Origin of the sequence: Kitasatospora albolonga (genome assembly GCA_002082585.1) — a bacterium.
GTDB lineage: Bacteria > Actinomycetota > Actinomycetes > Streptomycetales > Streptomycetaceae > Streptomyces > Streptomyces stephensoniae.
In genome coordinates this window covers 4,628,516-4,647,312 of sequence record CP020563.1, presented here as the reverse complement: position 1 = coordinate 4,647,312, position 18,797 = coordinate 4,628,516, and the positions used below count along the sequence as shown (strand labels likewise).

At 71.6% G+C, this 18,797-nt stretch carries 17 protein-coding genes and 1 pseudogene; 9 read left to right on the top strand and 9 right to left on the bottom strand.

The window, feature by feature from the left end; translation table 11 throughout:
- Positions 1-102 precede the first annotated feature (102 nt).
- Complete coding sequence (locus tag B7C62_20395; GenBank protein ARF74330.1) at positions 103-936, bottom strand: multidrug ABC transporter permease; 834 nt, start codon at positions 934-936, stop codon at positions 103-105.
- Positions 933-1,970 carry a daunorubicin/doxorubicin resistance ABC transporter ATP-binding protein DrrA gene (locus B7C62_20390; protein ARF74329.1) on the bottom strand — a complete coding sequence of 346 codons (1,038 nt, stop codon included), beginning with the start codon at positions 1,968-1,970 and terminating at the stop codon, positions 933-935. Before B7C62_20390 ends, B7C62_20395 begins: the two co-directional genes overlap by 4 nt.
- A gap of 128 nt (positions 1,971-2,098) precedes the next feature.
- Here B7C62_20390 and B7C62_20385 point away from each other — a divergent pair, with 128 nt between their 5' ends.
- Both B7C62_20385 and B7C62_20380 read left to right on the top strand, forming a co-directional pair.
- On the top strand, positions 2,099-2,986 hold the full coding sequence (locus B7C62_20385; GenBank protein ARF74328.1) for a TetR family transcriptional regulator: 888 nt from the start codon (positions 2,099-2,101) through the stop codon (positions 2,984-2,986).
- 31 nt (positions 2,987-3,017) lie between these two features.
- The gene (locus B7C62_20380) at positions 3,018-3,419 is read left to right on the top strand and encodes a PPOX class F420-dependent enzyme (protein ID ARF74327.1); all 402 of its coding nucleotides are present in this window, start codon (positions 3,018-3,020) and stop codon (positions 3,417-3,419) included.
- A 70-nt stretch (positions 3,420-3,489) separates the two neighbouring features.
- Here B7C62_20380 and B7C62_20375 read toward each other — a convergent pair whose 3' ends face one another.
- On the bottom strand, positions 3,490-4,500 hold the full coding sequence (locus B7C62_20375) for a hypothetical protein (protein ARF77288.1): 1,011 nt from the start codon (positions 4,498-4,500) through the stop codon (positions 3,490-3,492).
- 61 nt (positions 4,501-4,561) lie between these two features.
- On the opposite strand from B7C62_20375, the gene B7C62_20370 reads away from it, so the two are divergent.
- Positions 4,562-5,335 (top strand): hypothetical protein, encoded by a 774-nt coding sequence (locus B7C62_20370; protein ID ARF77287.1) that lies wholly within the window; start codon positions 4,562-4,564, stop codon positions 5,333-5,335.
- Between the two features lie 139 nt (positions 5,336-5,474).
- On the top strand, positions 5,475-5,885 hold the full coding sequence (locus B7C62_20365) for a hypothetical protein (GenBank protein ID ARF74326.1): 411 nt from the start codon (positions 5,475-5,477) through the stop codon (positions 5,883-5,885).
- A 69-nt stretch (positions 5,886-5,954) separates the two neighbouring features.
- Here B7C62_20365 and B7C62_20360 read toward each other — a convergent pair whose 3' ends face one another.
- A complete protein-coding gene (locus tag B7C62_20360) occupies positions 5,955-6,596 on the bottom strand; it encodes a TetR family transcriptional regulator (GenBank protein ID ARF74325.1) in 642 nt (213 codons plus the stop codon).
- Between the two features lie 248 nt (positions 6,597-6,844).
- Positions 6,845-7,438 carry a MarR family transcriptional regulator gene (locus B7C62_20355; GenBank protein ARF74324.1) on the bottom strand — a complete coding sequence of 198 codons (594 nt, stop codon included), beginning with the start codon at positions 7,436-7,438 and terminating at the stop codon, positions 6,845-6,847.
- Positions 7,439-7,457: 19 nt separating this feature from the next.
- Here B7C62_20355 and B7C62_20350 point away from each other — a divergent pair, with 19 nt between their 5' ends.
- Positions 7,458-8,393 (top strand): EamA family transporter, encoded by a 936-nt coding sequence (locus tag B7C62_20350; GenBank protein ID ARF74323.1) that lies wholly within the window; start codon positions 7,458-7,460, stop codon positions 8,391-8,393.
- On the opposite strand, the gene B7C62_20345 is transcribed toward B7C62_20350, so the two are convergent.
- Complete coding sequence (locus tag B7C62_20345) at positions 8,377-10,662, bottom strand: beta-glucosidase (protein ARF74322.1); 2,286 nt, start codon at positions 10,660-10,662, stop codon at positions 8,377-8,379. The genes B7C62_20350 and B7C62_20345 overlap by 17 nt on opposite strands.
- Before the next feature lie 162 nt (positions 10,663-10,824).
- On the opposite strand from B7C62_20345, the gene B7C62_20340 reads away from it, so the two are divergent.
- Complete coding sequence (locus B7C62_20340) at positions 10,825-11,430, top strand: TetR family transcriptional regulator (protein ID ARF74321.1); 606 nt, start codon at positions 10,825-10,827, stop codon at positions 11,428-11,430.
- A 109-nt stretch (positions 11,431-11,539) separates the two neighbouring features.
- Here the strand turns inward: B7C62_20340 and B7C62_20335 are convergent, their stop codons facing one another.
- Positions 11,540-12,481 (bottom strand): CPBP family intramembrane metalloprotease domain-containing protein, encoded by a 942-nt coding sequence (locus tag B7C62_20335; protein ARF77286.1) that lies wholly within the window; start codon positions 12,479-12,481, stop codon positions 11,540-11,542.
- A gap of 686 nt (positions 12,482-13,167) precedes the next feature.
- Between B7C62_20335 and B7C62_20330 the strand changes: the two genes are divergently transcribed.
- From B7C62_20330 to B7C62_20320, 3 genes and pseudogenes are all read left to right on the top strand, one after another.
- On the top strand, positions 13,168-15,114 hold the full coding sequence (locus tag B7C62_20330; GenBank protein ID ARF74320.1) for an Htaa domain protein: 1,947 nt from the start codon (positions 13,168-13,170) through the stop codon (positions 15,112-15,114).
- Positions 15,115-15,590: 476 nt separating this feature from the next.
- Positions 15,591-16,028, top strand: coding sequence for a hypothetical protein (locus B7C62_20325; GenBank protein ID ARF77285.1), 438 nt, complete (start codon positions 15,591-15,593; stop codon positions 16,026-16,028).
- Positions 15,982-16,523 (top strand): annotated as a pseudogene (locus tag B7C62_20320) (hypothetical protein). Before B7C62_20325 ends, B7C62_20320 begins: the two are co-directional and overlap by 47 nt.
- Positions 16,524-16,613: 90 nt before the next feature.
- Here the strand turns inward: B7C62_20320 and B7C62_20315 are convergent.
- A complete protein-coding gene (locus B7C62_20315) occupies positions 16,614-17,435 on the bottom strand; it encodes a hypothetical protein (GenBank protein ID ARF74319.1) in 822 nt (273 codons plus the stop codon).
- Between the two features lie 187 nt (positions 17,436-17,622).
- Entirely contained in the window at positions 17,623-18,681 is a 1,059-nt protein-coding gene (locus tag B7C62_20310; protein ARF74318.1) for a hypothetical protein, read from the bottom strand.
- Positions 18,682-18,797 lie beyond the last annotated feature (116 nt).

Below are 18,797 nucleotides of genomic sequence, written 5' to 3'. Positions count from 1 at the left end.
CTACGCGCACCCGCCCGCGCACGCCCCTCAGTTACGCACCCGGCCCGCCCCGCGCCCGTACGCGCCCCCGGGGAGCGCACCCGGCCCGCCCCGACCCCCACCTCACCGGCTCAGCCGCCGGAACCGGCGTACCGCCAGCGGCAGGAAGACCAGCGTGATCGCCACCGGCCAGACCACGGCCATCAGCAGGGCGTGCTCCTCCACCCAGGTGCCGCCCCCGGCCACCGGGTTGCCGAAGAGTTCGCGGGTGGCGGTCGCGGTGGAGGAGATCGGGTTCCAGGCGGCGACCGTGCCCAGCCAGCCCGGCATCAGGGACGGGGCGACGAAGGTGCTGGAGATCATCGTGAGCGGGAAGGCGACCGCGTACAGCCCGCCCGCCGCCTCCGGGGTGGGGACCAGCAGGCCGAGCCAGACGCCCACCCAGATCAGGCTGAACCGCAGCAGCAGGAGCAGCCCGAACGCCCCCAGGGCGGGCAGCACCCCGCCGCCCGCGCGCCAGCCGATCAGCAGCGCGGTGGCGGCCAGGATGGTCAGTTCGGCGGCGGCCACCGTCAGGTCGGCCACCCCACGGCCGGAGGCGAAGGCGGAGGGGGCCATCGGCATGGACCGGAAACGGTCCACGACCCCCTTGCCCGCGTCGGTGACGACGGCCACGGCGGTGTTCATGAAGCCCATGGCCATGGTCATCGCGAACATGCCGGGCATCAGGAACTCCCGGTAGTCGCCGCCGCCCGGCACCTTCATGGCGCTGCCGAAGATGTACCCGTACAGCAGGACGGAGAGGATCGGGAAGCCGAGCTGCCAGACGATGGCGGAGGGCTGCCGCTGGTAGTGGGTGAGGGTGCGGCGGGTGATGTTCCAGCAGTCGGAGACGGCCCAGTAGGCGAGGCCGTGCTCGCGGGGTGCCGCGGCCGGGGCCGGTGCGTGTACGGTCATGCCGCCGCCACCTCCCGTACGGCCTGCGCGTCGTCGGCGCCCGTGCCGTGGCCCGTCAGCCGCAGGAACACATCGTCCAGGCTCGGCCGGCGCAGCCCGATGTCCTCCACCGCGATCCCGTCGTCCTGAAGGCTCCGGGCCACCTCGGTGAGCGCGGCCACCCGGTCGGTGACCTGGGCGTGCACCCGGCGGGCGGTGTCGTCGGTGACGACGAGCCCGCCCCCGGCCACCCGGTCCACGGCCTTCGCCACCGCCACGAGGTCGCCCGCGTCGGCCGCGACGACCTCGATCCGGTCGCCGCCGACGCGGTCCTTCAGGGCGTCCGGGGTGTCGTCGGCGATGGCCCGCCCCCGGTCGATGACGGTGATGCGCAAGGCGAGCCGGTCCGCCTCCTCCAGATACTGCGTGGTCAGCAGCACCGTCGTACCGCCCGCCACCAGGTCCCGTACGGTCTCCCAGACCTCGCCCCGGCTGCGCGGGTCCAGCCCGGTGGTCGGCTCGTCGAGGAAGATCACCTCGGGCGAGAGGATCATCGAGGAGGCGAGGTCGAGCCGCCGCCGCATGCCGCCGCTGTACTCGCGAGCGCTCCTCCCGGCCGCCTCCACCAGGCCGAACCGCTCCAGCAGCTCCCCGGCGCGGAGCCGGGCCCCCCGGCTGCCGAGGTGGAAGAGGCGGCCGAACATCTCCAGGTTCTGCCGCCCGGTGAGGCCCTCGTCGACGGCGGCGTACTGACCGGCGAGCCCGATCCTGCTCCGTACGCGGCGGGGTTCACGCCCCACGTCGAGCCCGGCGACCTCCGCCCGGCCCCCGTCGTACCGCAGGAGGGTCGCGAGGACCCGTACGGCGGTGGTCTTCCCGGCCCCGTTCGGGCCGAGCAGCCCGTGGACCGTGCCGGGGCGGACGGCGAGGTCGAACCCGTCGAGCGCCCGCGTCTCCGCCGCGCCCCTCCCTCTCCCCCGGTACCGCTTCACGACACCTTCGGCGAACACCGCGTACCCGGACGCGGACCTCGACCTGGTTTCGGACATGGCCATGGCACAACCCCCTGCTTCTCCGACCGAACCGGAAGCGAACTGAGTACACCGTACCCCAAACTGAGTACGGTGTACCTCGATACGGGTACGGCGTACCCAAAGCCTCTCCGGCGCACTACGCTGACCCCATGGCGAAAGACGGATCGACAGCGGCGGCGGCGAGCGGCACGGCGGCAGCAGCAGCGGCGACGGCCGCGAGCAGCCCCAAGGCGAACGGGACGGCCACGGACGGCACGGCGACCGGGAGCGGTGACATCGCGCGCAGCCTGGAGCTCCTGTGGGGCACCGGGGAACGCCCCAGCCGGGGCCCCAAACCGGGCCTCACGCTGGACCGGATCGTCACGGCCGCCATCGCCGTCGCGGACGCGGAGGGCCTGTCCGCCGTCTCCATGCGCCGGCTCTCCACCGAGCTCGGCACGGGCACGATGTCGCTCTACCGGTACGTGCCCGGCAAGGCGGAACTCCTGGACCTGATGCTGGACCGGGTGCTGGGCGAACCGCTGCCGGCCGAGCCAGTCGCCGGAGGCGCCCCCGGCGACTGGCGGGTGGCGATCACCACCCTGGCCCGCAGCTACCGGGACAACCTGCGCCGCCACCCCTGGCTGCTGAAGATCAACCAGGCCCGTACGGTGCTCGGCCCCAGCGCCCTGCGGGGCCTCGAACTCTCGCTCACCGCGCTGCGGTCCATGGGGCTGCGCGACCCCGAGCTGATCGGCGTGATCATCACGGTGAACAGCTTCGTGGAGGGCCTGGCCCGCACCGAGGCCGACGCGGCGGAGGCGGTGGCGCAGACGGGGCTGAGCGACCAGGAGTTCTGGAAGAGCCAGCAGCCCTACCTGGAGCGGGCCATGCTCAGCGGCGCGTACCCGACGATGGCGGGGATGGCCGAGGACACCTTCAGCCCCGACTTCGACCACTTCGGGTTCGGGCTGGAACGGCTGATCGCCGGTTTCGAGGCGCTGGTGGCGGAGCGGACGGCGAGCGGGGCGACGGACAGCGCACAGGACCGGACATGACAGCACGCCCGGCCCGTGCCCCAATGGATATATGGACGCCAGCCGGGAGCTCGCTCCTTTCGTGAAGCAGTACGCCGTCCTGCTGAGCACCCACCGCGAGGACGGCACGTCCGTCGGCACGCCGGTCAACATCGCCGTCGAGGGCGATCACGCCTTCATCCGTACGTTCTCCTCCGCGTGGAAGGTCGACCGGATGCGGAACCACCCGAAGGTGGAGCTCGCCCCGTGCACGGTCCGGGGCAGGCCGACGGGCCCGGAGATCAGCGCCCACGCCCGGCTGCTGCGCCCGGGCACGAAGGAGAACACGCACGCGGCGCGGATGCTGTCGCGGAAGTACCCGATCGTGCAGGGCGTGCTGGTCCCGCTGGTGCACCGGCTGAAGCGGGACCGGACCCTGCACTACGAGGTGTGGCCGGTGACGAACGGCGGCTGAGGGGCGCGGACGGACTGAGGCAGGCGGGCAGGGCGCCACGTCGAGCAGGGGGTATCCCCCAGGCCCGGCCTCACCCCTCCCCGCGCCGCCGCCTCAGCGCGAACCAGAGGGCCCCCACGCCGATGATGATCACCGCACCGAGCCCCACACTGCCCTTGCCGTCGCCGTCGTCCTCCCCCTGGGCGGCGGGGCTACCGCTCCCGGAGGGCTTCTCCTTCTGCTCCCCCTTCTCCTGACGGCCCCCCTCGACCTCGACGCGCACCACCCCACTGCGCGCCCCCTCCGAGCCGAACATCAGGGCCGAGCCGTCCGCCGTGTACGTCACCGACTCCGCCTGCCGCTGGAACGGCGCGGCGACCGCCCGGCTCTCCCCGAGGCGGCCGTTCTCGAAGTCGTACACCCGGGCGCTGAAGTACGAGCGCAGCGCCAGCGACCTCCCGTCGGGCGAGAAGGCCCCGTCCGTCACCCACGGCACCTCCCCCACCCGCCGGAAGACGTTCATGGACCCGGTGGTGAGCTTGTCGGGACCTGCGTAGAGCCCGCCGCCGCCCTCGTTCTTCGAGGCGATGTAGACGCGGCCGGTCTTGGGGTGGACCATCAGCGATTCGGCGTTGCGGGGGCCGTCGGCGTACTGCACGTCGTACTGGGTGGCGGTGACGGTGGCGTCGCGGAGCGCCTTGGGCTCGGGGAAGCGGTAGATCCAGACATGGCTCCAGGTGCCGTCCAGGTTGTCGCCGATGTCACCGACGTAGATGTCACCGTCGGGCCCGATCGAGATCCCTTCCACGTCCCGCGGCTCCCCGATGCCCCGCATGGTGATGGTCGCGACGGTCTTCCCGGTGCGGGAGTCGACGGCGAAGACATAGGGGCCGTCGTCGCTGTCGTTGTGCGTCCAGTAGATGCCCGGGTGCAGACGGCTGGCGGCGAGGCCGCTGGACTCGGTGATGCGGGGGTCCTCGATCGTGAAGTCACGGTCGGGCCCGCCGTCGGCGGCGACGGCGGGGGAGGCGGCTCCCAGGAGCAGCAGGAGGGCCGCGAGGGGAGCGACGGGACCTGCCGGACGGATCGGGTACGAACGCATGGCCCAAGTGTCCACGGTCCCGCCCCCGTCCACGGTCCGGTTCGTCCCCGCGCACTCCACCGTGTCCATCGTCACGTCGCAGCCCCGAGGCATGATCGGCCATGATGACGCCATGCGTTTTCTCCCGGTCGGCGACTCCATGACCATCGGCGCCACCGGTGACTTCACCTGGCGCTACCGCCTCTGGCAGCACTTCGAGGCGGTCGGCCCGGCCCCGTACGAGATCGTCGGCCCGCGGACGACGCTGTACGACCCCGGAACGGGCACCGCGCTCTCCGACGCGTACGCCGACCCGTCCTTCCCGCCCGCCGCGCGAAGGCACCTGGCGGGCTGGGGCGAGGGGTGGCTGCACATGGCCCCGGTGATCGCGGACGCGGTGCGCGAGGCGGAGGCGGACGTGCTGCTGGTCTCGCTGGGCCTGATAGACCTCGGCTTCTACACGGACGCCGAGCAGACGGCGGCCAACGCCCGCGCGTTCATCGAGGCGGCCCGCACGGCGAACCCGCACATCCGGATGGTGCTGCTCCCGGTGATACCCAACATCCGCGCCGAGACGGACGCACCCTTCGCCGCCTCCTGCGCCCGCTTCAACGAGCTGCTGGCCAAGGCCGTGGCCGACCTGGACACCCCGCCCTCCCCCCTCCTCCTGGCCTCGCACCCCCCGGGCTACGACATCCACACGGACACGTACGACGGCACCCACCCCGGCCCGACCGGCGAGCACCTCCTCGCCGCGACCTTCGCCGACGCGATGCACCAGGCGTGGGGGGTGGGCGGGCCGTACGCGCGGCGGCCGGCGCTGGTCGGCGGACCGGTCGCCGCGGAGACGGGCTGACCCGCCCCGCCGACGGCTCCCACACCGAGCAGTCGTGCGCGAAGAACACCCGCCCCCCGGGCGCCGGGACGGAGACACCGCACTGGGGCCTGTTGTGAAAGTGACGGTTGGTGCTTCGGCCGCACGGGAGACTCAGGTTATGGACGGTATCTTCCGGCTGCGGCGCCAGACGAACCGCTGGGCGCGTTTCGCCGAGGTCCGCGTACGTGTGGTCCCGGCGGCGAGTGCCGGGGTCGTGGTCCGTGCGGACGTATTCCGCGGGAGCCACCCGGCTGTCGCCGATGGTGCGGGGGACGCGGGTGCCCTGGCGGAAGCACGAGCTGGTGCCTGGTACGCGCTGAGGGAACTGCCCGTCGGCGTCCGCAGCTGGTCGGTGGAGATCACGGAGATCGCCGTCGCCCCTGCGGATTCCGGTCCGGGCGATGTGAAGTTCGCCGCCGCCCATGCCGTCTGGCAGGCGTTGGGGCACCTGCCGTCCCGCCCGCCGTTCACGGGCGAGGACGGAAACCCGGTGTTTCCGGCGGAGGAGACTCCTGATCAGGGTCGGTGATGATCCCGGCGTGAGACGCGGAGACCCGACGGACGGACACGGACAGCGGGCGCGCGCCGCCCTGCCCCCTCACCCCACCCGCTCCGACCCCAGCATCGTCAGCGCCAGTTCCGTCAGTTCGCGGGAGACCTCCTCCGGGCGGGCCCGGCGGCAGCGGCGGGTGTGGTGGGCCATCAGTTCGTGGACCGTGCCGACCATCACCATGACGTCGACCCGGTGGTCCCGGTCCTCCGCCTCCCCCCGCTCCACCGCCCGCTCGGCCTCCCCTGTGAGGAACTCCGTCCATAGCGCGCGCCAGAGCTTGCAGTGCTCGTCCACCACCGCGCTGACGCCCAGCACCTCGACGAAGGTCACCCGGGCCTCGCGCGGGTCGCGGGTCACGGCCTCCACGTACGCGTCGAAGAGGCGCCGGACCCGTTCGGCGATGGCGCACTCGTCGATGCCCTCGGAGAGCAGGGCGGCCTCCGCGGCGCGCAGGCCGATGGTGGTGACCCGGTTGTGGAGGGCGATGAGCAGGCCCTCCCGCGTCCCGTACTCCTGGCGGAGCACCTCCGGCGTGACCCCGGCCGCCTCGCACAGGTCCGCCTCGGAGGTCTCGCGGTAGCCGACGACCCCGAACAGCTCCCGTGCGGCGTCCAGCAGTTGTTCCCTCGCCTGGGTACGGGCCTGGTCACCGGGCCCCGTCCGCTGAACCGCCCAGCCATCCGCCACCGGTCCTCCTACAGCGCAAGGTGCGGGAGAGGGCCTCGGCACCTCTGCACGAACCGCCGCCCCATTGTGCTCGCCCCGAGGTCCGCCGGAGTGCCGCGCCACACCCGTACGGGCGAATGCTCGCACGCCGAAACGCTTCTTCTCGGCGCGTCCCGGCTGGGCATCGAAACGGAGTTTGAGTGGGGCGGCGCCGATTGCCGGCCGGTTGTCATACGTAGGACCCGGATGTCATACGTAAGGCTTGGATGTCATACGTGAGGCCCGGGGCTCGAACCCTCAGCCGCGGGCGGCGGCTCCAGCCGCGCCAGCCACCCCGTCAGCAGCCGCTCCAGCTGCTCGGCCTCCTGCGGGTCCAGCGCGTCCAGCAGGTGCCGCTCGTTGCGCATGTGGTCGGTGAACGCCCGGTCGATCAGGGAGCGGCCCGCCGGGGTCAGCGCGACCACCCGGCCCCGGCCGTCCGCCGCCGAGCGGCGGCGGGTGACCAGGCCGGCGCGCTGGAGGCGGTCGATCCGCTTGGTCATCGCCCCCGTGGTGACCATGGTGTGCGCGGCCAGTTCGCCCGGGGCCCGTTCGAAGGGCGCACCGGCCCGGCGCAGCGCGGCCAGGACGTCGAACTCGCCCTCGGACAGGCCGTGGGCGGCGTAGACGACGTCGAGGCGGTCGGTCAGGAGGCGGCCCAGGCGGTGCAGGCGGCCGATGACCGCCTGCGGGGACACGTCCACGTCCGGGCGCTCCCGCGCCCACTCCGCCTGGATGCGGGCCACATGGTCGAGCGCCGCACTTTCCGGAGCGATGCCCCGGCCCGCGCGTCCCGGAACCTCGTCCCCAACATTACCTTCCATGGAAGGCATAATAGCTTCCATGGAAGGTAACCTGAAATGGTCGCTGGTCACGGCGGTGGCCCCCGTGGCCTGGGGCACGACCTACTTCGTCACGCGGGAGTATCTGCCCGAGAGCCACCCGCTGTACGGCGCCGCCTTCCGCGCGGTCCCCGCCGGGCTCCTGCTGCTGGCCGTCTGCCGGAAGCTGCCGAAGGGCGACTGGTGGTGGAAGTCCCTGGTGCTCGGCGCCCTGAACATGAGCGGCTTCTTCGCCCTCGTGTACGTGGCGGCGCAGCGCCTCCCGACCAGCCTGGCCTCCATCATCATGGCCCTCGCGCCGCTGTTCATGATGATGATCGCCTGGCCGCTCGTCGGTGAGCGGCCGGGCCGCCTCCACCTCGCCGGGGCCGTGACCGGTGTCGGCGGTGTCTGCCTGATGGTGTTCACGGCGACCGGGCCCGTGGACGCGGTCGGGGTGCTCGCCTCCGTCGGGGCCATGGCGATGTCCTCGTACGGGTATGTGCTGGCCAAGCGGTGGAGCGGCGAGGTGGACGTACTCGCCGCCACCAGCTGGCAGTTGCTCGGCGGCGGGCTGCTGCTCCTGCCGTGCGCGGCCCTCGTGGAGGGGGCGCCGCCCGCGCTCGACGGGCCCGCGCTCCTCGGCTTCGGCTACCTCGCCGTGGTGGCCACCGCCCTCGCCTTCGCCGCCTGGTTCCTCGGGCTGAAGCACCTGCCCGCGGGGACGGTCGGCCTGCTGGGGCTGCTCAACCCCGTGACGGGCGTGCTGCTGGGGCTGCTGCTCGCCGGGGAGACCCTCTCGGGGCGGCAGGTCCTCGGCCTCGCGCTCACCCTGTGCGGGGTGGTGCTCGGTCAGCGCGCCTCGCGGAGGACCGCCGCCGCCGGACCGCCGGAAACCCCCGGCCCGCCCGAGGACCCGGGCCGGAGGAGGGCGACGGACGTCAGCCCTTCACCGTGAACTCCCGCCGCAGCAAAGCTTCTTCCCGCGAGGACGGGCCCACCAGCAGCTCGAAGCGGCCCGGCTCCACCACGCGCCGCCCCTGCGCGTCCACCAACGTGCAGGCGGAGACGGGGAGTTCGACCGGAATCCGGCGCGACTCCCCCGGGGCCAGCGCCACCTGCTCGTACGCCTTCAGCTCCTTCTCCGCCCAGGTCACCGATGTCACCGTGTCGCTCACATACACCTGGAGCGTCTCCAGCGCGGGCCGGGCACCGGTGTTGGTGAGCGTGACCCGGGCCCGTACCGTCTCCGTCGGTTCGACGACCGCCGTCAGCAGCTCCAGGTCCGTGTACGTGACCGTGGTGTAGCTCAGCCCCTCCCCGAACGCGAACGCCGGGCTCTGCGTGAGGTCCGCGTACCGCGAACCGTGCTGGCCCCGCACCTGGTTGTAGTACGTCGGCTGCTGCCCGGCGTGCCGGGCGAAGGAGAGCGGGAGCCGGCCGGTGGGCTCGATCAGGCCGAGGAGCAGCTCCGCCACCGCCGTACCGCCGAGCATCCCCGGGTTGGCCGCGTAGACGATCGCCGCCGCACCGAGCGCGGACGGCGGCAGCACCAGCGGCTTGGAGCTGATGACCACGACGACCAGCGGCCTGCCCGTCGCCGCCAGCGCGTCCAGCAACGCGACCTGGTCGCCCACGAGTTCGAGGGTGGCCGTCGACTTGCCCTCGCCGATCAGCTCGATCCGGTCCCCGACGACGGCGACCACATAGTCGGCGGCCTCGGCGGCGGCCACCGCCTCCGCGACCGTCTCCGGATCGGGGGCGGCCGGGACGACGACCTCGGGGCGGGGCTGTCCGTCCGGGAAGAACTCCCCCTCGGGGTCCGGCCCGACGCTCAGGATGCGGGCGCCAGGCGCGTACGAGACGGTCCAGTCGGCGGGCACCTTCTCCCGGAAGCCGTCGAGGACGGTACGGATCATGGCGCGCGGCTGCCCGTCCGGGAGCCAGTCCGCCTGCCCCGAGGAGCCCGCCCAGTCACCCAACTGGGTCTGTGCGTCATCCGCGTTGGGGCCGATGACCGCGACCGTACGGGGGCCGGGCCCCGTGGGCCGCAGCCCTTCCCCTGCCTCCTCCAGGCCGCCCGCCAGTGGCAGGGTGCCGTCGTTGGCCAGGAGGACGAGGGAGCGGCGGGCCGCCTCCAGGTTGAGTTTGGCGTGTGCGGAGCCGCCGATGAACGCGGCCTGCCGGGCGGGGTCGGGGTGGCGGGGGTTCTCGAACAGGCCGAGTTCGAACTTGAGCGTGAGGACGCGGCGTACGGCGGCGTCGATCTCCGCCTCCGTGAGGAGGCCCTCCGCCACCGCGTCCTGGGCCCCCTCGAAGAACTTCGACGTCGTCATCACCATGTCGTTGCCCGCGCGGACCGCCGCCGCCGACGCCTGCGCGTAATCGGCGTAGATCTTCTGCTCCCACACCATGCGGCCGACGTTGTCCCAGTCGGTGACCAGCGTGCCGGTGTACCCCCACTCGCCGCGCAGCACCTCGCCCAGCAGCCAGTCGTTCACGGTGATCGGCACGCCGTCCATGGACTGGTAGCCGAGCATGAACGTCCGGCACCCCTCCCTGGCGACCCGCTCGAACGGCGGCAGGAACCAGGAGCGCAGCTTGCGCCGGGAGATGTCCGCCTCGCTGGCGTCCCGGCCGCCCTGGGTCTCGGAGTACCCGGCGAAGTGCTTGGCGCAGGCGAGGATCGCGGTCGGGTCGTCGAGGCCGTCGCCCTGGTAGCCGCGTACCATCGCGGAGGCCAACTCCCCGATCAGGTAAGGGTCTTCGCCGAAGGTCTCGCTCACCCGGCCCCACCGCAGGTCCCGGGTGACGCACAGGACCGGCGAGAACGTCCAGTGCACCCCGGTCGCCGCGACCTCCACCGCCGTGGCCCGCGCGATCCGCTCGACCAGTCCGGCGTCCCAGGTGGCCGCCATGCCGAGCTGCGTCGGGTAGATCGTCGCGCCCTCCCAGAAGGAGTGGCCGTGGATGCAGTCCTCCGCCACGAGCAGCGGGATGCGCAGCCGGGTCCGCTCGGTGAGGGCGGCGGCCTCCAGCACCCGTTCGGGCGAGGCGTGCAGGATCGATCCGGCGTGCAGGTCCTCCACCAGGTGCCGCACGCCCTCCTTGGCGTTGAGCTGGAGCATCTGGCCGACCTTCTCGGGCAGCGTCATACGGCCCAGGAGGTCGGCGACCCGGTCCGCGACGGGGAGCGCGGGGTCGAGGTACGGCGGCAGGAGGCCCACGGGAGTTCCTTTCACGACGGCACTCCGCAGTACCGTACGCTCAATGCCGACCGCTTGGTAAGTATTCACCCCTGTGAGAATCTGGGCCGGAACGCGGGGCGGGAACGGGAGAGGCCGTCCCCGCGCGGCGGAGTGAGAGAGGCGTCCGATGACAGCGGGTGAATGCGCGTGACCCCGGAGAACCGGCGCGGCTACGCCAAGGGCCGGGCCAGGCGGACCGAGATCCTCGACCAGGCGATGGCCCTGTTCGGCGAGGCCGGATACCGGGGCGCCTCGCTCCGCACCATCGCCACCCGCTGCGGTATCTCCCACCCGGGACTCCTGCACCACTTCCCGACGAAGGAGGCCCTGCTGCTCGCGGTGCTCCAGCGCCGCGACGACGTGGACGACGAGTGGCTGGCGCTCGGGGTGACCCGGGGCGTCGACCATCTGCGCCGGCTGACCGACCTCGCGGAGCTGAACGCCAAGCGGCGCGGGATCGTCGAGCTGTTCTCGGTGGTCGCCGCCGAGGCCACCTCCCCCGACCACCCGGCCCACGCCTACTTCGAGACCCGGTACCGGACCTCGGTCGCCAACACCGAACGCGCCTACCTCCAGGCCCGCGACGACGGCGCGCTCCGGCCCGGCACCGATCCGGCGACCGCCGCCCAGCAGCTCATCGCCCTGATGGACGGCCTCCAGATCCAGTGGCTGATCAGCGACTGCACGACGGACATGGCGGAGGTGCTGCGGGCCCATATCCGGGCGCAGTTGACGGTGGAGCTCTGAGTTCCGGCAGGGGTGGTCGAGCTCTGAGTCCCGGCAGGAGTGGTGGAGCTCTGAGTCCCGGCAAGGACGGTGGACCCCCGGGCCCCGGCAGGGCGGGGCCGGGCGTCGTTCAGGGGCTCACCCGCTCGATGCCCCGCCGGTCCGCGAGCCGGGCGATGATCAGGCAGTACAGCGGGGCGAAGACGAATTCGAGGACCATGGCCTGCCAGGGCGCGTCGGCCGCCGTCTGCGTGGAGGCGAGTTCGCCGAAGCCCGCCGCGAGTCCGAGGGCCAGCAGGTTGTTGGCGACGTGCAGGGTGATCACCGCCTCCAGCCCGCCGGTACGGATGACCAGCCAGCCCCACCACATCGCGGAGTAGAACAGCAGGATGAAGCCGGAGAGCTGACCGAACCCGTGGGCCAGGGCGAACAGGAGCGACGCAAGCACGACGGCGGGCCACGGGGAGCGGACGGCCCGCCCGATCACCTGGACCAGCCAGCCCCGGAACACGTACTCCTCCGCCGCCGCCTGAAGCGGGACCAGGGCCCCCAGCACGGCGAGGGTCAGCAGAAAGGAGGCCCAGCCGGGGAAGCCGTCCCCGGACGGTTCGGCCGCCTCCGAACCCCAGGTCCACGCGAACAGCGCCCCGAACTGAAGGATGATGAGGGGTACGGACACGGCGGCGCACAGGCCCAGCCAGCGCCAGCGCAACCGGCCGACGACCGAGGAGACGGTCCCCGCCGGGCGCTTGCCCAGGTAGCGGGCGCCCCACAGGACGATGGGTATGCCGATCGCGATGCCGATGAGCTGGAAGGCCATATCGGCGACCGGGTTCTCGAAGAAGACCTCGCTGTCCGCCTCTTCGGGTCCCACGCCCAGCACCTCCGCGAGGACGGCCCCGACGAGGGTAACGACGACGACGCCCACCACGACCAGGACCACGACGAGCGAGAGCTCCCCGAGCCACCCGAACCTGCCGCCCCGCCCGTTGCGCCCCTGCGCGTCGTAGGAGGTACCGGATTCGGCCCGTACGGGACCGGGGGGCGGGCCGTAGCCGTAACCGGGAGGCAGGGGGCCGTACCACTGGGGGCCGTGGCCGGGGGGTCCGTATCCCGGAGGGCCGTAACCGTACGGGCCGGGCTGCGGCGCCCCGTACGCCTGCGGTCCCGGCGGCGGAGGCCCGTAACCCTGCGGAGGCGACTCTCCGCTCTCCCGGCCGGGTTCGTTCGAGTCGCCAGGAGGGGCCCAGGGCGGGGGCACGTCAGGATTCACAGTGGTCGCCTTCGGTGGATGCGGATGTAAATGACGCCGGGGGATGAGGTCAGCGTGCCGGTCCGTTCGGACACGCCTCCCCATCCTTCACACCTGCCCCGCAGGATCAAAGATCCCCGGAAGCCGGACATCCAGCGGCGCGGCACCGTGCACGCGGGATGTGGCCACGGGCACACCTCGACCGCATCCACCCGGTCAAGAGCGAAAAAATGCCGATCCGGGTTGCCTCGATCCGCAGGTCACAGCGATTTTCGGCCAAAGCGAGCGCGCCCCCGGCATGTCGGCCACCGCCGTACAACCGGCCTCCGTACCAGAAGTCCGACCCCCGTGGTGTCATTTTAGGTAAGCCTCACCTAATATGACGATCGTCGTCTTCGGGTCCCCACACTCCAAGAAGCCGGTACCCCCTGTTCTCCGTTCGTCCAGGGCACGGTTCCGCCCAGCGGGTGTGCCATGCCCCCTTCCCCGAAGGAGACATGCAGCGCATGTCCATACCCCGCCGCAGCCACCTGGCCGCACTCGCCGCACTGACCGTCGTATCCGTCGGCGCAGGCGTTCTCGCCGTCCCCGCCTCCGCCGCCCCGGTCTCCGCGGCCGCGGCAGCCGCCGCGCAGGCCGAGGGCGTCCCCGGCACCGCCTCGGCCGCCTCCCCGATCCTGGTGAGCGGCACGACGTCCTGGAACTTCAAGGCGTCCTGGGTCGGCTACGTCACCGGCATGGGCGGCTCGGTGACCGTGGCCGGCGGCGCCACCAAGAGCGGTGCCGGGCTGATCGGCTACCCCGTCAAGCACGGTGCGGTCGACCCCGCCAAGCGCAACGCCGACGTCCGCTTCGGCGGCTCGGTCACCTACGCGGTGCCCAGCCACGGCATCACCGCCATCACCCTCGCCAACCCCCGGGTCGTCCTCAAGAACGGCGTGGGCTCGCTCTTCGTGGACCTGACCACGGACCTGGAGGAGGGCAAGGCCCCGGTCACCACGGCCGGAGTGGAGCTCGCCACGCTCCAGGCGTCGGCCGGCGCCCTGACCGGCGGAGCGGTCAACTGGACCGGGATCACCTCGAAGCTCACCGCCAAGGGCGCGGAGGTCTTCGCCTACCAGGGCCGCCCCATGTACGAGCCCGGCACCGCGCTGGACCCCGTCGCCATCGCCGGTACCACCAGCGTCCCCACGCTGACCGTCAGCCAGGTCACCAAGCTCGGCGAGGAGACCCAGGTCACGGTCGAGGGCAAGGGCTACCAGCCCGACCGCGGTGTCTACCTGGCGCAGTCCGTCGCTCTGAACGGCACCACGTACCCCAGCGTCTACGGCAACGCCGCCTGGGTCCGCAAGGTGGGCGCCGACGGCACGTTCACCGTGACGGCGAAGATCACCGAGACGTTCACCTCCGGTGCCACCACCGTCGACTGCCGCACGACCGCCTGCTTCGTCACCACCTTCAACTCGCACGACGGCACCGACCCGACCTGGATGCCCTCGCGCGCCCAGGACGTGGCCCAGCAGCTCTACTTCGGCGACGCCGAGCCGCCCGCGCCGCCCGCCACCGTGACCCAGCAGCCCACGTCGCGTACGGCCCGCTCCGGCGCCAACGCGGTCTTCACCGCCGCCGCGACCGGCTACGACACGGTCCGCTGGGAGCGCAGCACCAACGGTGGCACCAACTGGACCACCGTCGACGGAGCAACCTCCACCACCCTGACGGTGAAGGCGAGCGCCGCGCTCAACAGCAACCGCTACCGCGCGGTGTTCGTCAACGCCTCCGCCGAGACGGCCACCTCGGCCGCCACCCTCTCGGTGACCGCCGTCCCCGCCCGGATCATCTCCTTCAACGCCTCCCCCGAGCCGGTCGCCAAGGGTGGCAAGCTGAAGACGGCCGGTACGCTCCAGACCGCCGGTGCCACGAACAACACGTGGAGCCCGCTGGCCAAGGCGCCCGTCGTGATCGAGTTCCAGGCCAAGGGCAGCAAGAAGTGGAGCAAGGCCGGAACGGCCACCACCAACAGCAAGGGCGCCTTCTCCCCCAAGATCACCGCCAAGAAGGACGGCACCTGGCGCGCCCGTTACGCGGGCACCGCCGACCGCGCCGCGGCGACCAGCTCCACGGACTACGTGGACGTCAAGCTCAAGACCTCCATCACCGGCTTCAACGCCTCCCCGGAGCCGGTCCGCAAGGGCCGCACCATCACGGTCAAGGGCACGCTGAACAGCCTGGACGGCAAGTGGAAGAAGACCTCCGGCCAGTCCGTGAACATCCTGTTCCAGGCCAAGGGCTCCAAGAAGTGGACCAAGCTGGCCACCGTGCGCACGAACAGCAAGGGCGTCTTCACCAAGGGCTTCACCGCCAAGAAGGACGGCACCTGGAAGGCCCAGTTCAAGGCCACCTCGGCCCGCCTGGCCAGCACGAGCGGCGGCGACTACGTCGACGTACGCTGACCCGGTCCCGTACCGACTCGGTAGCCGTACGGACTCCAACTCCATGACGGCACAGACCAGGTAGCCGTACGAACTCCGAGCCGTACGGGCTCCGCAGCCGCACAGGTTGCGTAGCCGTACAGGTTCCGTACGCCCTCCCCGACCGGCCGGTCCCCGCAGGCGCTCCCCCGCCCGCAGGTGACCGGCCGTTCGGCTGTCCGGGGCCGCCGAGCGCGTGGCCGGGGACGGGGACGGCCAGGTGGTGTTCCTGGTTCGGATCGGCAGGCACCCGGTGCAGAGGCGTTCAGGCAAGGAACGGTGCGGTCAGGCTCGTCGTCACCCTGTTGGCACTTGTGCAGCTGAGTTGGCACCTTGTCCCATGGCCTCGTATATGCGGCCTGAGCAACAGAAGCAGATCTGGACCGGTCGGACGTAGGAGTGGGTGGATGGGCGCGGATGCGGAGCGGGAGTGCTGGGAGCTGCGGTCGGGAACGGGTGTGGGTCCGTTGCGGTTCGGGATGTCTCCAGCCGAGGTCGCCCAGGCACTTCTGGTCCCCGGGCCGCAGGAACGGGTTGGCGGGCCATATGCGCAGGAGGACTTCCCGGATGGAGTGAAGGCGTTCTACGACGCGGGCAAGCTCGCCTGTGTTGCGTTGGATGCGGTCACCGGTCCGCAGGTCTTCCTCTCTGGCTTCCCGCTGGCGGGAAGCGATCCGGAGCAGGGCCAGCAGTTCCTGCTGGACCACGCTGCGGAGCATGGGAACTGGGTGCTCTACACACCTGATGACTCTCTTTCCCTGACTGATCTCGGGGTTCTTCTGCGCTCGCAGCAGGTCGGTGCGGGGCACCTGACACGTCCGCTCTTCGTGAAGGAGGAGTGGTTGGAGTGTGAGTACTTTAGAGACCGCCTTCCGCTGGAGGGCGCCTCGGGCTGAGTGCTCGATCTGGCGAACACGCCACCGGCATCCCGGGCGGTGGCGTGTTCCTGACCGAACAGCACTCGCCGGCGTCCTGTTCGTGCTGCGGACCGGTGTCGCCTGGCGGGACGTCCCGGCGGAGACCGTGGGCTGTTCCGGCGTGACGGCCCGGCGCCGACTGCGGGACTGGACCGAGGCCGGCGTCCGGCCGCGCCTGCACGCCGCTCTGCTGGCCGAGCTTCGCCGCGCCGACCTGCTGGACCTGGACGACTGCGCCGTGGACGGTTCGCACGTCCGGGCCCTCAAAGGGGGAACCACGTTGGGCCCTCGCCCGTCGACCGCGCCCGCCCCGGCTCCAAGCACCACCTGATCGTTGACCGCCACGGAACCCCACTCGCCATCACGCTCACCGGCGGCAATCGGCACGACGTCACCCAGCTCCTGCCCCTGCTTGGCGCGGTTCCGCCGATTCGGGGAGCTCGGGGACGTCCCCTCCGCAAACCCCGGCGTGTGTAAGCCGACCGGGGCTACGACTTCGACAAGCACCGCCGGTTGCTCTGGAAGTGCTCGACAGGACGCATCCCGACACGGACGCATACGGAGTCAGCCACGCAGCGCGATGAAGAGCTGGTACCCGGTGATCCCCAGTCCACCGCAGGCCATACCGAGGCCCACGACTGACATCAGCGCCATCATGACCTTGCCGTAGAGAGACTGGCGGGCGGAGGCGCGGCCGGGATTGCTCGGGTCGTAGCTGAGCCCGAGCTGCTGCCCGCCGGTCGAATCCCGGTAGAAGTGCAGCCCGCCGTCCTGGTCCTCGTACCGGTACACCTTGGTTCGGTCGGTGCAGTGGTCGAGTTCGGCCATCACCGTGATGCCGCGATCGGCGAGGCTCAGCGCATCGCGCAAGCCTCGTCCCAGCGTCAGAGCCATGGCCCCGCCCGCGCACGCGAAGAGCTGCACGATCGGCAGAGCGATGGCCCACGCCGGCTCACGGAGCACCGCCACCGTCACATCGATCACCGCGAGGACCGCGATCACGGCGACAACGAGAACCCGCTTCGAGGGCGTCCCGGGGTGCCCATCCGGAATTTCGGTGATGAGATCTTCGCCGTCGACGCGCAATCCTTCGTCGGCGCTCTCGGGCAATCGGGCCCGCAGGGCGGTGCAGAACGCGGTCACGGCGGCGGCGCTGGCATCGTCAACCGCGTACACGGCAGGACGGCGGTCGGCCTCCGCAGTCGTCAGAACGACCTCAAGTCGGCGGTCGAGGCTGCGGACCGCTCCGATGGCCTGCAGCGGAATTCGCGTCACGCGCCCGTCCTGCTCCCACTGCACGCAATCGAACCCGTCCCCGAAACGGGCGGTGGCACCGCTGCCGCGCAGCACGAGCCATGGGTGGGCAGGCGTCGTCGTCATGTGCATATGACGGCTGAAATCAACAAACGGTTGCCCATCGCCGCCGCAGGTGCACACCACAGCCTCAGGGCAGAAGACCCCCTCGGCGCCGGGCCCGTCTTGGCCCTTGGCGCCTCCCAGCCAAGGTGATGGTGCAGAGGCGAAGTCGCGCTCCCGGCACCGGGGCCGTCCTTGCCGACTTCGATGTCCGCCCTCAGCCCGCGCCTTCCGCGCCGCCCGCGCTCTCCGCGCCCTCCGTGCCTCCCGCGAGGGCGGCGAAGCGCTCACGCCACGGCGGGGGCTCGGGTGCCGCCTCGCTCCGGGCCCGTACATCGGCCCAGTAGGCCCGCTGCTCCTCCTGGTGGCAGGGCCCGCAGGTGGTGGCCCAGGGGACGTTGGGCCGGAACACGTGCTCCTCGCCGGGACCGGCGCAGGTGATGAGGGCCGGAGGCGGCGGGGAGGGCTCCGGCGGGGGTGCGCTCTCGGGGGCGGCGGGCAGCTTCTCCCGGAGCCGGTGCGCCAGGAAGTGCACCGCGGACCGCACCCCTTCGGACGGCAGCCCGGTGCTCAGGGCCCGCCGCAGATCGGCGGCACTGACACCGCGCCGCAACCACTCGGCGGCGAGGCCGGAGAGCGTATGGGCCTCACGGACGCCGAGGTGCAGCTCGCGCCGCTCATGCCGCAACGAGAGCAGCACACGCTCTCCGAGAGCAACTTCAGCCCCACCATCACTGTCACTGCCGTCGTCATCGGCTTTGGTGGGTGGGTGGGGATCGTTCTTCCCCTGTTCTTCGTCCGCGGGTAATTGACCACCGACCACCCGAGCACTCGGCTCACCGACGGTCGGGAAGTGCGCACTCGGAACGGCACCCGCGCCCACGCACGCGCCCGCATCCCCGCCCGTGCCCGTGCCCGTACTCAGTACCTCGTACCCATCGGCCGGAACCCCGGCCCGCAGCCGCGCGGCCTGGTCCTCCGTCAGCGGACAGTTGGAGAAGACCTGCACGGTCCGCCACCGCCCACCGGCGACGACCTCCCGCTTCTCGTGCACGTACCCGCACGCGACCAACTCGGCCTTGGCCTTCTGGTAGCGGCGCCCGGTGACCTGAACAGCCCGGGCGTGCTCGCTGAGTGCCTTGTCACGATCGCCTTCGGGCAACCCTTGAACGTAAAGGACCAGGATCTTCGCGTCACTGCCGAGGCGCGCGTGACGTACCAGACCGTTGGAAGCCTTCGTATAGCCCCGAGGGGGCGGGATAACATGCGCAAGCATCGCGGGTGGACTCCAGATCCACTAGTGGTGAAGGTCCCCGGGCCGGTGCTCTAACACCTCCGGGGACCGCTCCCTATACGCACAGCCTTACAGCCCGCGCACACGAAGCGTGATGT